Origin of the sequence: Cryobacterium sp. Hb1 (assembly GCF_004403585.1) — a bacterium.
Taxonomy (GTDB): Bacteria; Actinomycetota; Actinomycetes; order Actinomycetales; family Microbacteriaceae; genus Cryobacterium; species Cryobacterium lyxosi.
The window spans coordinates 105,536-119,637 of sequence record NZ_SOHI01000008.1 but is presented as its reverse complement, the minus strand read 5'-3'; the positions used below and the strand labels follow the sequence as shown (position 1 = coordinate 119,637).

At 64.2% G+C, this 14,102-nt stretch carries 13 protein-coding genes and 1 riboswitch; of the genes, 6 read left to right on the top strand and 7 right to left on the bottom strand.

Annotation, left to right across the window (positions count from 1 at the left end; genetic code table 11):
* Positions 1–49: 49 nt before the first annotated feature.
* From E3T38_RS02485 to E3T38_RS02475, 3 genes are read left to right on the top strand one after another with little or no spacing between them, the layout of a single operon-like run.
* A complete protein-coding gene (locus tag E3T38_RS02485) occupies positions 50–991 on the top strand; it encodes an ABC transporter ATP-binding protein (protein ID WP_134545929.1) in 942 nt (313 codons plus the stop codon).
* The gene (locus E3T38_RS02480; RefSeq protein WP_241984254.1) at positions 988–1,851 is read left to right on the top strand and encodes an ABC transporter permease; all 864 of its coding nucleotides are present in this window, start codon (positions 988–990) and stop codon (positions 1,849–1,851) included. The genes E3T38_RS02485 and E3T38_RS02480 overlap by 4 nt, the downstream gene beginning before the upstream one ends.
* Entirely contained in the window at positions 1,848–2,687 is an 840-nt protein-coding gene (locus tag E3T38_RS02475; RefSeq protein WP_104198289.1) for an ABC transporter permease, read from the top strand. Before E3T38_RS02480 ends, E3T38_RS02475 begins: the two co-directional genes overlap by 4 nt.
* A 60-nt stretch (positions 2,688–2,747) precedes the next feature.
* On the opposite strand, the gene E3T38_RS02470 is transcribed toward E3T38_RS02475, so the two are convergent.
* From E3T38_RS02470 to E3T38_RS02440, 7 genes are all read right to left on the bottom strand, one after another.
* Positions 2,748–4,100 carry an MFS transporter gene (locus E3T38_RS02470; protein ID WP_166805390.1) on the bottom strand — a complete coding sequence of 451 codons (1,353 nt, stop codon included), beginning with the start codon at positions 4,098–4,100 and terminating at the stop codon, positions 2,748–2,750.
* Positions 4,101–4,253: 153 nt separating this feature from the next.
* Positions 4,254–4,610 carry a hypothetical protein gene (locus E3T38_RS02465; RefSeq protein WP_104198287.1) on the bottom strand — a complete coding sequence of 119 codons (357 nt, stop codon included), beginning with the start codon at positions 4,608–4,610 and terminating at the stop codon, positions 4,254–4,256.
* A gap of 33 nt (positions 4,611–4,643) precedes the next feature.
* On the bottom strand, positions 4,644–5,120 hold the full coding sequence (ribH, locus tag E3T38_RS02460; RefSeq protein ID WP_134545927.1) for a 6,7-dimethyl-8-ribityllumazine synthase: 477 nt from the start codon (positions 5,118–5,120) through the stop codon (positions 4,644–4,646).
* Positions 5,120–6,379: a GTP cyclohydrolase II gene (ribA, locus tag E3T38_RS02455; protein ID WP_134545925.1), complete on the bottom strand. Its 1,260-nt coding sequence runs from the start codon at positions 6,377–6,379 to the stop codon at positions 5,120–5,122. Before ribA ends, ribH begins: the two co-directional genes overlap by 1 nt.
* Positions 6,376–7,035 (bottom strand): riboflavin synthase, encoded by a 660-nt coding sequence (locus E3T38_RS02450; RefSeq protein ID WP_134545923.1) that lies wholly within the window; start codon positions 7,033–7,035, stop codon positions 6,376–6,378. The genes ribA and E3T38_RS02450 overlap by 4 nt, the downstream gene beginning before the upstream one ends.
* Before the next feature lie 8 nt (positions 7,036–7,043).
* The gene (ribD, locus tag E3T38_RS02445) at positions 7,044–8,087 is read right to left on the bottom strand and encodes a bifunctional diaminohydroxyphosphoribosylaminopyrimidine deaminase/5-amino-6-(5-phosphoribosylamino)uracil reductase RibD (RefSeq protein WP_134545921.1); all 1,044 of its coding nucleotides are present in this window, start codon (positions 8,085–8,087) and stop codon (positions 7,044–7,046) included.
* An 88-nt stretch (positions 8,088–8,175) separates the two neighbouring features.
* Positions 8,176–8,317: riboswitch (FMN riboswitch) on the bottom strand.
* 84 nt (positions 8,318–8,401) lie between these two features.
* On the bottom strand, positions 8,402–9,289 hold the full coding sequence (locus tag E3T38_RS02440; RefSeq protein ID WP_241984278.1) for a sugar-binding transcriptional regulator: 888 nt from the start codon (positions 9,287–9,289) through the stop codon (positions 8,402–8,404).
* Positions 9,290–9,498: 209 nt separating this feature from the next.
* On the opposite strand from E3T38_RS02440, the gene E3T38_RS02435 reads away from it, so the two are divergent.
* From E3T38_RS02435 to glpK, 3 genes are all read left to right on the top strand, one after another.
* Entirely contained in the window at positions 9,499–11,241 is a 1,743-nt protein-coding gene (locus E3T38_RS02435; RefSeq protein ID WP_134545918.1) for a glycerol-3-phosphate dehydrogenase/oxidase, read from the top strand.
* Between the two features lie 182 nt (positions 11,242–11,423).
* Positions 11,424–12,158 (top strand): MIP/aquaporin family protein, encoded by a 735-nt coding sequence (locus E3T38_RS02430; protein ID WP_104127485.1) that lies wholly within the window; start codon positions 11,424–11,426, stop codon positions 12,156–12,158.
* Positions 12,159–12,241: 83 nt separating this feature from the next.
* Positions 12,242–13,756 (top strand): glycerol kinase GlpK, encoded by a 1,515-nt coding sequence (glpK, locus tag E3T38_RS02425; RefSeq protein WP_134545916.1) that lies wholly within the window; start codon positions 12,242–12,244, stop codon positions 13,754–13,756.
* Positions 13,757–14,102 lie beyond the last annotated feature (346 nt).

The window sequence follows — 14,102 nt, the reverse complement described above, 5'->3', positions numbered from 1 at the left end:
CCGGATGCGAACCATCCCCACTAAAGCGGGGGCGGTCTAGGTTAGAACTGTGCCAGCGACTGTCATTGCCACCCAGAATCTCGTCAAGAGTTATCCGGTCAAAAACTCAAAGGATTTCGTCGCCGTCGACGGCATCAGTTTTGAGGTCGCGCCGGGGGAGTCCTTCGGGCTGCTCGGCCCCAATGGCGCGGGCAAGTCCACGACGATGCGCATGATCGGTGCGGTCTCCACCCGCACGAGCGGGGACCTCGACGTGCTCGGCCTCGACCCGAACCGCTATGGGCCCGAGATTCGCTCGCAGCTCGGCGTCGTGCCGCAGGAGAACAACCTCGACATGGAACTGAAGGTGCGCGAGAACCTGCTGGTCTACGGCCGTTACTTCGGGCTGCCACGCGCCCGCGTCGCCCGCCGCGCCGACGAACTGCTCGAATTCGCCCAGCTCGCCGACAAGGCCGGCGCCAAGGTCGATGACCTCTCTGGGGGCATGAAACGCCGCCTCACCATCGCCAGGGCTCTCATCAACGACCCGCGCATCCTGCTGCTCGACGAACCGACGACCGGCCTCGACCCGCAGGCGCGCCACATTCTGTGGGACCGTCTGTTCCGCCTGAAGGAGCAGGGCACGACGCTGCTTCTCACCACCCATTACATGGACGAGGCTGAACAACTCTGCGACCGCCTCGTCGTGGTCGACAAGGGTCGCATCATGGCCGAGGGCTCCCCGGTCGACCTGATTCGCCGCTATTCCTCTCGTGAAGTACTCGAAGTGCGCTTCGGTTCTACCCAGAACGCTGAGGTCGCCGGTCGCATCCAGAGCTACGGTGAACGAGTCGACGTGCTGCCCGACCGTATCTTGGTCTACAGCGACAGCGGCGAAAACGAATTAGAGCGGATGACCGCTGCCGGCCTCCACCCGATCACCAGCCTCGTACGCCGCTCCAGCCTGGAAGACGTATTCCTGCGGCTCACCGGCCGAAACCTGATCGAGTGAGCGGCCCAGTGGGTGACATCAGCGACGAAATGCGCGCAGAGACGCGCGCGGCGGCCGTCGCAGCCGCGGCGCGCACCCGACGTTACGGCTCCTGGTATGTGGCCGAGCACCGGTTTCGGGTCATGCGGTCGTATGCCCAGACCGTGCTCTTCACCGCCGTCGGCAGCCCGCTCGTCTACCTGTACGCGATGGGCGTGGGCCTGGCCAGCCTCGTGGACGGCAATCTCGGGGATGACGCCGTCGATGGGGTGAGCTACCTCGCCTTTCTGGCGCCGGCGCTGCTTGCAAGCAGCGCGATCGCCGTAGCCTCTGAGGAGTTCACCTACCCGATCATGCTCGGCTTCAAGTGGAACCCTACCTTTTTCGGTATGAATGCGAGCTCCATCCAGCCCGGCCAGATCATCAACGGCCTCGTCATCTCGGTCGCGGCACGCATGCTCGTCACCTGCACTATTTTCTACGTCTTCATGCTCGCCTTCGGGGCGGTGCCCGGCCGGCTCGGGTTCGTCGCCGTGCCGGTGGCGCTTGTGACCGGGCTGGCCTTCGGCGTGCTTGTGATGGCCTACACGGCCACCCTGAAGGACGACACCGGGCAGCTGGCCATGGTGCAACGCTTCGTGATTTTGCCGATGACCCTGTTTTCGGGCACGTTCTTTCCGCTCGACGTGCTGCCGCCGTATCTGCAGTGGATCGGCTGGGTCTCCCCGCTCTGGCACGGCACGGAGCTTTCTCGCGTCTTTGCTTACGGCCTCTCGGAGCCGATCTGGCTCAGTCTGGTGCACGTGCTCTACCTCGCCGCCCTGCTGGCCATCGGCTGGGTCTGGGCCCGTCGCCTCGCGACCAGACGGCTGAACAAATGACCGGGCCGCAGCTGTCTCCGTCGACCGTAGCGGTATCGGCTGCCTCGCCGCGCCGGTTTGGCAGTCTGTATGCCGGCAACGCGCGCAGCGTGATGGCGCGCGGCTGGCGGGCCACACGCAGCACCAACTCGCTCGTGGTGCTCAGCGGATTCGTCGAGCCCATCTTCTACCTGCTGTCGATGGGCCTCGGCCTCGGAGCCCTGATCGGCCAGGTGCAGACCGCTGACGGCACTCAGATGCCCTACGCGGCGTTCATCGCCCCGGCCCTGCTCGCCGTCGCCGCGATGAACGGCGCGATCTACGACTCGACCTGGAACGTGTTCTTCAAGATGCAGTTCGCCAAGCTTTACGAGGGCATGCTGTCCACATCGCTTGGCCCGCTCGACGTGGCGCTTGGCGAGATCTCGCTCGCCCTGCTGCGCGGGCTGCTTTACGCGACCGGATTCCTGCTCGTGATGCAGGTGCTCGGGCTCAACTTGTCGTGGTGGGCCCTTCTGGCCCTGCCAGCGGTTTTGCTCATCGCGTTCGGCTTCGCGAGCATCGGGATGGCGGTGACGAGCTATATGAAGACCTTCCAGCAGATGGACTGGATCAACTTTGTCCTGCTGCCGATGTTTCTGTTCTCGGCCACGTTCTACCCGCTCAGCGTCTACCCGCAGGGCATCCAGTACGTGATCCAGGCGCTGCCGCTCTGGCACGGTGTCGAGCTCGTTCGTGGCCTGACTACCGGGCAGATCGACCCCGGAATGCTCTGGCACGTGCTGTACTACGCCGTGATGATCGTGATCGGCCTGGTCTTCACCACTCGCCGCCTCAAGGCCCTCTTCTTGAACTGAAGAAACGCACCCCCTCCTCGCAATCGCGAGAGGGGGGTGCGGATGCTGTGCGGCGACAATCTAGCGGTGCAGGTCGAGGTCCTTCGTTTCGCGGCTGAGGACCAGCGCGATCAGGGTGATGACAGCCATGACCGAGAGGTAGATACCGACCCAGAACGGGCTTCCCGCACCGAGGCTCCACAGCCAGATGGCGATGAATGGGGCGACGGCTGCGCCGAGAATTGAACTCATGTTGTAGGCGAAGGCTGAGCCGGTGTAGCGCACGCTGGTCGGGAACAGCTCGGGCAGCAGCGCGCCCATCGGGCCGAAGGTCATGCCCATGAGCGAGAAGCCGACGATAAGGAACAGCATCACGCCGGGAAAGCCCGCGCCGAGCAGTGGAACGAACAATAGGCCGAACACGATGATGAACAACGTCACGATGATGAGCGTCTTACGTCGTCCGTGCTTGTCCGCCCAGGGTCCAGAGGCCAGAGTGAAGATTCCGAAGAACACCACGCCGAGAATCATCATGAGAATGAAGTTGTTGTAGCTGAATCCAAGGCCGGGAACCGGGGCATCCGTTCGGGCCCGGCCGTAGCCGAGCGTGAACGTGGTCATCAGGTAGAACAATACGTAGGTCGCGAGCATGATGAACGTGCCGAGGATCAGTTCGCGCCAGTTGGACTTGAATACCGCCGCGAGCGGCAGCCTCTCGACCCGGTCTGCCTGGACGACCTTGGTGAAGACTTCACTCTCTACCAGGCGCAGACGCACCCAGAGTCCGATGATGACCATAACGGCCGAGAATAGGAACGGGATGCGCCAGGCCCACTCGAGGAACGCCTCGGACGGACGGGTCGGGTCGGTCGACGGCAGGGCGAGGGCAAGGCCGAGGAACAGGCCGTTGGCGATGATGAAGCCGAGCGGCGCGCCGACCTGCGGGAAGGTGCCGTACCAGGCGCGCTTGCCTGCCGGTGCGTTCTCGGTCGCGACGAGTGCTGCGCCGCTCCACTCGCCGCCGAGGGCGAAGCCCTGGGCGAGACGCAGGAGGACGAGCATGAACGGCGCCCACCAGCCGATCATGTCGTAGGTCGGCAGCAGGCCGATCAGGAAGGTCGCGATGCCCATCGTGAGCAACGCGCCGACCAGGGTGGCCTTGCGTCCCTTACGGTCACCGAAGTGACCGAAGAACAGCGCCCCAATCGGGCGGGCGACCATGGCGGCGCCGAACACGGCGAAAGAGGCGAGCAGCGCGGTGGTCTCGTTGCCCGTCGGAAAGAACAGGTGCGGAAAAACGAGCACGGCCGCGGTCGCGTAGACGTAGAAATCGTAGAACTCGATGGTCGTGCCGATGAGGCTCGCCATGATGACGCGGCTCTTCGGGTTGAGAGGCGTGGTCGGCGTCGAAACTGACGCTGTGGATGTTGACATGGGGGTGAAACGCTCCGGAAGGTGGCTGGGCGCCGACGAAACCCGCAAGTCGATCTGACTTCCCGCGGAAGCGTTTACGCACGAATAGTGGTGTGACCTCGTGTAGAGGTCGCACCGCAGTTTACCCCCGGGGGCTATCGCCTCGAAGACCCGTTACTTCCAGAGCACCGCGATCACGACGTTGGCGAAGGTCAGGGCGCCGATGGCCCACAGTACGAGGGACGACACGGTCGGCTTCTTGCGATTCACGATCACGAGCACGGTGATAACGATGAGCACAAGCAGCTTGATGCCGATTTTGGTGTTGTCGATATAGCCGAGCGAGCCCATCTCGATGACGCCGACGAGCAGCAAACCGGTGACCAGTTGGGTCAATGCACCGTGAAACATCGCGGTGACAATCGTGCCCTTGCCGGCAATGATCGGCTTGATCTGCACGAGGAAGCCACCAAGCAGTGAAGCCAAACCGACGAAGTGCAGAATGAGCAGAATGTTGCGTAGAAGGTCCATGCGTTCAGCCTAGGCACTCGAACGCGCCCCCAATTACCCGATGTGCTCGCGTAACTCCCGCAGCACCAGCGCGGTGGCCAGAGCGGCGGATGCGGCCTCCGCGCCCTTGTCTTCCTTCGAACCGGGTAGTCCGGCCCGGTCGAGGCCCTGTTGCTCGTCATCCAGGGTCAGCACCCCAAAGCCAACCGGTTTGCCGGTGTCGAGCGCGACGCGGGTGAGGCCATCCGTTGCTGCATTCGACACGAAGTCGAAGTGGGGAGTGCCGCCGCGAATGATCACACCGAGGGCGATGACAGCATCGGCACCGCTGTCCAGGGCGACCTTGCAAGTGACGGGCAGCTCGAAGCTGCCCGGTACCCGCACGAGCGAGAACTCAGCGTTGCTCGCTTCGAGTACCCGGGTGGCACCGGCGATGAGACCGTCGGTGATCACGTCGTGCCAAAGACCTGCCACGATGACCACCCGCAGGCCTGCCGCGTCAACCGAGATTGTGGGTCCTGTTCCAGCCATTAGGCGATTCCATTCATAATTTCGATGTTGGAGATATGGTGCCCCATGCGGTCACGTTTGGTGGCAACGTACTTTTCGTTGAATTCCCCGATGCCGACGATAAGCGGTACACGCTCGGTCACGGCAATGCCGTGCAGCTCGAGCTGGCGCACTTTTTCGGGATTGTTGGTCAGCAGCCGTACCTCGCGCAAACCCAGATCGTGCAGAATGCCCGTGGCCGCGCCATAGTCGCGGCTGTCACCGGGCAGACCCAGCGCTAGATTCGCATCCAGGGTGTCCAGGCCGTCTTCCTGCAGCGCATAGGCCCGCAGCTTGTTGATGAGGCCGATGCCGCGCCCTTCCTGGCCGCGCAGGTAGACGACCACGCCGCCCTCCGCCTGGATGATGTCGAGCGAAGCGCTCAGCTGCGGTCCGCACTCACACTTGAGCGAGCCGAACGCTTCGCCGGTGAGGCACTCGGAGTGCACCCGCACGATGGCGCCGTCGACCGGCGTGCCCGCCACGAGAGCGACGTGGTCAGCACCGGTCGAGCGGTCACGGTAGGCGCGTATCCGAAAAGTTCCGTGCCGGGTGGGCACCGTGGTCTCCACCTCGAAGTCGACCCGTGGCGCCTCGGTGAGCGGGGCGATTGTCGGTAGGGGTTCATTCGGGTGGAACTCATTGAGGTAGCTGATCAGGTCTTTGATCGTGATGACGAGCAGGCCCTCGCGCTCACCGAGTTCGAGCAGGCCGGGGAGGCGCATCATCTCACCGTCTTCGCCGACGATCTCGGCGATGGCCGCGACTGGAACCAGACCGGCCAGTTTCATCAGATCGACACCGGCTTCGGTATGGCCGCCACGCTCCCTCACGCCGCCGTCTTTGGCGCGCAGGGGCAGGATGTGGCCGGGGCGGTGCAGGCTCGCCGGTGCCGACGCGGGATCGGCGAGCACACGCAGGGTGTGGGCGCGGTCGGCAGCGCTGATCCCGGTCGACAGCCGGTCGGCGGCGTCGACGCTTACCGTGTAATTGGTGCCGAGCGGATCTTCGTTGTTCACGACCATCACCGGCAGATCGAGCTGGTCGGCGAGCTCGTTGGTCATCGGGGCACAGATGAAACCGGAGGAGTAACGCACGGTCCAGGCGATCCATTCCTGGGTGGCGAGCTGGGCCGAGATGATGACGTCGCCCTCGTTTTCGCGGCCCTCGTCGTCGGCGACGATGACCGGTCGGCCGAGGCGTAGGGCGTCCAGTGCGGCAGGAATGTCGGCGAGGTTCATGATGCGCTCCTTGGTGCGGTTGCGTGCTGGGGTTCTAGGGTTCTTGCGGCGGCACTGAGGGCCAGCATTCGCTCAACGTGACGGGCCAGGATGTCGGTCTCGATGTTGACCTGATCGCCGACCCGGAGCTCGCCGAGCGTTGTGGCGGCGAGGGTTTCGGGTATGAGGGACACCTCGAACCACTGGGTCGCGTCGGTGGCCGGGCTGATGTTGCTCACCGTCAGGGAGACGCCATCGATTGCGATCGAGCCCTTGTCGACGACGAGTTTGGCAAGCTGGAGACTGACGCTGAATCGCAGCACTCGCCAGGCTTCGCCCGGCGTGACGGCGAGCACGGTGCTCGTGCCGTCGATGTGGCCCTGCACGATGTGACCGCCGAGGCGCCCGCCGACGAGCGCTGCGCGTTCGAGGTTGACCGGGGAACCGACGCGGGCCTCGGACAGTGTCGACATGTGCAGGGTCTGCGCCATCACGTCGGCGGTGAAAGTCGAGGCGGTGCGCTCGACCACGGTGAGGCAGACCCCCGAGACGGCGATCGAGTCGCCGTGACCGGCGCCATCGACCACGAGCGGGCCGTGGATGGTGAAGCGGGCAGCATCCACTGTGGTCTCGATGCGCGCGATCTGGCCGAGTTCCTCGATTATTCCGGTGAACATGGGGTTCCTTAGGTAGTGAGGGGTCTGGCGACGATGAGAACATCGTCGCCAATCCGGTTGAGGGAATGGATGGAGAGGCGGCGCTGCTCGCCGATGGTGGTCACGCCGAAGTCGCCGAGAGCTAGCTGGGGGCCACCGAGGAGCGTTGGTGCGAGGTAGACGAGGTACTCGTCGACCAGCCCGGCGGCGACGAACGCGCTCGCCACGGTGGGCCCGCCCTCGATGAACACGGTGCGCACAGCCCGCTTGTGTAGGTCGGCCACCAGGCCAGGCAAGTCGAGGCCGTCGAAAAGTAGTGGCGGGTGCGGGTGTGCGTGGACCGCAGCGGATGCCGGCAGCGCTCGGCGGCCGACGACCACGGGAATGGGCTGTCGGGCGAGGAGGTCGCCGGCGAGGTCGCGGGCGGTCAGCGCCGGGTCGTCGGCGAGCACGGTACCGGTGCCGACCAGGATCGTGTCGCTGGCGGCGCGACGCCGGTGCACGTCGAGCCGCGCTGCCGCTCCCGTGATCCAACGGCTGGAGCCGTCGGCAGCGGCCGCGCGACCGTCGAGGCTGGAGGCCCACTTCAGCGTGATGAAGGGCCGGCCGAGGCGGGCGGCGACAAGCCAGTCGCCGAGAAGCGCTTCCCCGTCAGTGGCGAGCAGGCCGCCTTCTACCTTGATGCCGGCCATGCGCAGCCGCGAGGCACCGCCGCAGGAGTGCACACCCGGGTCGGTTACGGAATAGACGACGCGGTCGACGCCGGCGTCGATCAGAGCGACCGCGCACGGACCAGTCCGGCCGACATGGTTGCACGGTTCGAGCGTGACGACGACGGTACTGCCGCGGGACAAGCCGGGGGCGAGATGGGAGAGCGCGTCGACCTCGGCGTGCTGGCTGCCGGCACCGCGATGCCACCCCTCGGCGAGGGTGTCGCCGTTGGCGCTCAGGATGACGCAGCCGACCCGTGGGTTCACGCCGGTGGCCGGACCGCGGGCGGCGAGTTCGAGGGCGCGGCGCAGTGCGCTGGCCAGAACAGGGCTATCCAGGCCGACTGCCGCGTTGTTGGTCATCCCGCCCTCATCCATATGGGACGAGCTCCGGGGGGCATGGGGTGTGCAGCATGCACAAACCCGTCGGTCGACCATAGGGGCCAACCAACTCGTGCGCCTCCCGTCCGGACTTTGACCGTCGGTGCTGGAGTTTCACCAGCTCAACCGCTGGTCCCTCGATGGTGCTGGGGGACTAACGGGTCGCGGACTTTAACCGCCGGTTCGGAATTACACCGACCCCGGAGCACGTGTACTGCAAGTTCTTCTTCTAGTTATAGTGCAACAGCCTGCGTGACGTGTTATTCCCGGCGACAAGCGCTGTCATGATAACGACGTCAGGGGGCCTCGACCAACGCGCGGGCGGTGCTCTCATCGACGAAGAGGTCGGTGATGAGCGACGCGGCGAGGGCGCCGCGCAGACTAGCGAGCTTGGAACGGCCAGCCACGACGCAGATGCGGCGCGGCGTGCGGCGCAGCATGGTGAAGTCCGGGCCGGTGGACCGCTCGTTCAAAGCGATACCGTCGGCCGAGCCGTCGGCGCGGTAGAACACTGTCGCCACATCGCCGACCACGCCGGCTGCGCCGAGCGCATCGAATTCGGCCTGTTCAAGGTAGCCGCCTGCGTAGACGCGGCTGACCACTCCAGAGAAAGGAGAACCGAGGCCGAATAAGGCGATGTCCATGATGGCCTGCATCTCAAGCAGGCGACTGACGCTGCGCTCCCGCCACAATGCGTGCTTGGTCGCCGGGTCGTCGAAAAAGGCGGGCACCGGAAACTGCTGCACGTGCGCGCCGAACGCCGTGCCGAAACGGCCGAGAATTTCGCTCGCGTAACCCAGGCCGGTGGTGCGCATGTTTCCGGCACCGTTCAGCTGCACGATCTGCGAGTTGTGGGTCTGCTTCGGGGTGATGTGCCGGCTGATCACGTTCATGGTGGAACCCCAGGCGATGCCCATAGTCATGTTTGAGTCGAAGTATTGACCGAGAATCCGTGCAACCGAGAGGGCGACACGCTCGAGCCGATCGACGTCACTCGCGCTGTCCGGCACCGGAACGACGTGAGCGGTGATCTGAAATCGAGCCTCGATCTGCTGCTCGAGGTGACTCGGGGCATCCAGGGGAGACTTGATCTGAATATCGACCAGGCCGGTCTCGCGCGCGTGGCTGAGCAGGCGAGAGACCGAGGAACGGGAGGTGTGCAGCTCTTGGGCGATGGCATCCATCGTGAGGTCCTGAATGTAATACAGGTGCGCAGCGGTGAGGGCGTCGCGGCTGCGATCAGACTGTGCGGGATCGGTGTCGAAGATCTCGGGGCTCCTTGCACGTATGTTCAATCCAGTTGAGAAATTGTGTCGGACTGTCAGACTACATCTATTCATACGGTTTGCCCCGTGCAGATTATCGGGCAATCCCCGAGACAAAGGTGACAACAATGTCGTTCCTCAACTCACAGACTTCCACCGCAATCGCCGATCGCCCGAGCGCCCAGGTGCTCATCATCGGTGCCGGTATCAACGGCATCGCTACCTTTCGTGATCTAGCCCTGCAGGGCGTCGACGTGGTCATCGTTGAGAAGAACGATTACGTCTCCGGCGCCTCGTCGGCCAGCTCGCACATGATTCACGGCGGCGTGCGCTATCTCGAAAATGGCGAGTTTCGCCTGGTCAAGGAGTCGGTCGAGGAACGCAACGGCCTGCTCAAGATCGCGCCGCACTACGTGAAGCCATTGCAGACGACCATCCCCATCTTCTCGACCTTTTCGGGCGTGATGGCCGCACCGCTGCGTTTCCTCACTCACAAGCAGGGCGCCAAGCACGTCGAGCGCGGCGCGATGCTCATCAAAATCGGCATGATGATCTACGACGCCTTCTCCCGTGACGGCGGATCGGTACCCCGACACGAATTCAGAGGCCGTACCAAGGCACTCGCCGCCCTGCCGCTGCTGAACCCAGGCCTGAAGTACACGGCCACCTACTACGACGCCGCCATGCACGACCCCGAACGCCTCGCCCTCGACGTGCTGCGCGACGGCCTCGACGCCGGCCCGCACGCTCGCGCCGCCAACTATGTCGAAGCGGCCGGCATAACGGAAAACGGTGTGCTGCTTCGCAACAGCATCACTGGCGAAGAATTCTCCTTTCGAGCAGATATCATCGTCAACACGAGCGGGCCGTGGACCGACCTGACCAATGACGCTCTCGGCCAGCCGAGCACTTTCATGGGCGGCACCAAGGGTTCCCACGTCGTGCTCGACAATCCGCAACTACTCGCGGCGACGGGAGGCCGAGAGATCTTCTTCGAGCACGAAGACGGCCGCATCGTATTGATCTACCCGCTCAAGGGCCGCGTTCTCGTCGGCACCACCGACCTCGAGCACGACATCACCCAGCCCATTCGCTGCACCGAAGACGAGATCGATTACTTCTTCGATCTGGTCGCGCACGTTTTTCCAACGGTACCGGTCGATCGTTCGCACATTGTGTTCCGCTTCGCCGGCGTGCGTCCGCTACCGCGACACGACGATGAAACACCGGGTTTCGTCTCCCGTGACTACCGCATCGAGTCCCGTCCGCTGCCCCGCACCGACGCCGCTGATGGCACCCTGCTCAGCCTGATCGGCGGTAAGTGGACCACCTTCCGAGCCCTCGCTGAGAACCTGAGCACGGACATCCTGAAACTGCTCGGCCTGCCGCGCACGGTTTCTACCGAGGGGCTCGCTATTGGTGGCGGCCGCGACTGGCCGGCAACGGATGCCGCCCGCCTGGTTTGGGTCACAGCCCACGGCGACGAGGTGGGCACCGATCGCGCCGCAGCCCTGCTCGCCCGCTACGGTACCAGAGCGAGCGAGGTCATCGACTTTCTCATCGATCCGGTCGGTCCAACGGATGCCCCCCTCGCGCACGACACCGACTACACGCGGCGTGAAATCGAGTTCTTGGCCGGGTTCGAGGGCGTCGTGCGGCTGAGTGACGTGCTGTTGCGCCGCACCAGCATGGCCTTCGTCGGCGCCGTGACCACTCCTCTGATCGAGGAGATCGCCCGCGTTGTCGCCCCTGTTCTCGGCTGGAATGCCGCACGCCGCGCTGAAGAGATCGAGCTGGCCCGCACCACCCTGATGGACGTGCACGGGGTCGACCTCGCCCCGGTTGCCGAAGCCGGTGTTCTGATCGACTGACCCGCTCAGACTGACGATTATTGACAATCTGCACGAACGTGCACGAGAAACCTGCTCGCTCCGGCCCGGTCGCCGCTACGTTTTAGACATCACGCACGACAGCCGGACTCAACAACACTGTTGGGTGCGGTGAACAGCACTCCATCTGAAAGGTCAATGTGGACAATCTCGGTGTCGTCTTTATGTCAGAGGTCGTGGGAACGGCCATCCTCGTATTACTCGGCTGTGGCGTTGTGGCCAACGTCGCGCTCGCCAAGAACAAGGGCTTCGGCGGTGGCTTTCTCATGGTCACGATCGGCTGGGGCCTCGCGGTCTATGCCGGTGTGATCGCCGCGTACAACTCCGGTGCCCACCTGAACCCCGCCGTCACGCTCGGCCTTGTCGCGAGTGGGGCTGATACCTTCGGATCCGGCGTTCCGGTCAATGTCGCGTCGACGCTCGCCTATATTGGCGCGCAGATGATCGGCGCTATTCTCGGTGCCGTCGTGGTCTGGCTCGCTTACAAGCCGCACTTCGACCAGGAGCCGGACGCGGCAAACAAGCTCGGTGTCTTCGCGACCGGGCCGGCCATCCGCTCTTACGGGTGGAACCTCGTCACCGAGATCATCGGCACCTTCGTGCTCGTCTTCGTCGTCATCGGATTCGGCCGCAACGGCGATGCTGGCGGGCTCGCCGCGCTCGGCGCGCTGCCGGTGGCGCTGCTCGTGATCGCCATCGGTGCCTCGCTCGGTGGGCCGACCGGGTACGCTATCAACCCCGCACGTGACCTCGGTCCCCGCATCGCGCACTTCCTGCTGCCGATCAAGGGCAAGCGCGGCAGCGACTGGTCCTACTCGTGGGTTCCGGTTCTCGGACCTATCATCGGCGGTGTGCTCGCCGGAGCATCATCGGGCGTGCTGCTGCCGGTTTTGGGCTAAGCCTTCCGACGCAGTCTGCGGCATCCGCTTGCGTTATCGTTTCAACACCGTATTTCTTACCTGGAACAACAAAGGAGTTACACATGGCCAAGTACGTTCTCGCCATCGACCAGGGGACCACGAGCTCCCGCGCGATCATCTTCGACAAGGCCGGGTCGATTATTTCAACCGGTCAGCTTGAGCACGAACAGATCCTGCCGCAGGCCGGCTGGGTTGAGCATGACCCGAAGGAAATCTGGGACAACACCCGTGAGGCCATCGGGCAGGCGCTGTCGAAGGCGAATATCACCCGCCACGATATCGAAGCCGTCGGCATCACCAACCAGCGCGAAACCGCCGTCGTCTGGGACAAGACCACCGGCGTGCCCGTCTATAACGCCATCGTCTGGCAGGACACCCGTACCCAGCCGATCGTCGACCGGTTGGCAGCGGATGGCGGCGTCGATCGGTTCAAGTCGACCGTCGGCCTGCCGCTGGCCACGTACTTCTCCGGGACCAAGATCGTCTGGATCCTGGAAAACGTCGAGGGAGCACGCGCTAAAGCGGATGCCGGCGACCTTCTGTTCGGCACCACCGATTCCTGGGTGCTGTGGAACCTGACCGGCGGCACCGAGGGCGGCGTGCACGCGACCGACGTCACCAATGCGAGCCGCACCATGTTCATGGACCTCAAAACTCTGCAGTGGGATGACGAGATTCTCAGCATTTTCAATGTGCCGAAGTCGATGTTGCCCGAGATCAAATCGTCCTCCGAGGTGTACGGCACTGCAAGCGGACACAGCCTGCTGCGCGAGGTACCGATAGCCGGCATCCTCGGCGACCAGCAGGCCGCGACCTTCGGCCAGGCTGCTTTCGACCAGGGCGAAGCGAAGAACACCTACGGCACCGGAAACTTTCTGATCTTCAACACCGGCACCGAGATCATCCACTCGAAGAACGGCCTGCTCACCACCGTGGGGTACAAGCTCGGCGATGCCCCGGTGCACTACGCGCTCGAGGGTTCGATCGCGGTGACCGGCTCGCTCGTACAGTGGATGCGTGACCAGCTCGGCATCATCAAGGACGCCTCCGAGATCGAAGACCTCGCCAAGACAGTCGACGACAATGGTGGGGCCTACTTCGTGCCGGCCTTCTCGGGCCTGTTCGCGCCGTACTGGCGGTCGGACGCGCGCGGCGCGCTCGTTGGACTCACCCGCTACGTGAACAAGGGTCACATCGCCCGGGCGGCGCTCGAGGCCATCGCCTATCAGACGCGAGAGGTGCTCGACGCGGTCAACGCGGACTCCGGGGTGCCGCTGACCGAGCTCAAGGTCGACGGTGGTGCCACGGTCAACGACCTGCTCATGCAGTTCCAGGCCGACATCATCGGCGTGCCCGTCGTGCGCCCGGTCGTCGCCGAGACCACCGCGCTCGGCGCCGCCTACGCGGCCGGCCTCGCTGTGGGCTTCTGGAGCGACCTCGACGACCTGCGCTCCAACTGGCAGGAAGACGCCCGCTGGGAGCCATCCATGGAGCCAAAGGAAGCTGCTCGTCTCCTGCGCAACTGGAAGAAGGCCGTCACGAAGACCCTCGATTGGGTCGACGAGGACGTGAAGTAGTTCACACCTCTCTCCCAGCCCGGCCACTTCCCCTTTCCCGGGGCGCATAACTCCTGCAATTTGTCGCGTTAAATTTTCGGAGGTCCGTGTTTTCGCGGTCCGTAGAAACAGCGAGTGCAATCTGCAGGAGTTATGCCTCGGTGATTGCCGGTGATCCGTGATCGGTGATCGGTGATCGGTCAACACGGCTCGATCGCCCTTCTGGGTGATCGTTGTCACTCCGGGATAGCCCAATCGCGTAACTCCTGCAATTTGGTCTCTCCGTCCGGCCGACCCGAGTCCTTCCGGGTTAGATTGCGGACGAGTGCGGAGATTGCAGGAGTTATGCGCTTAGGCGAGAGGTACG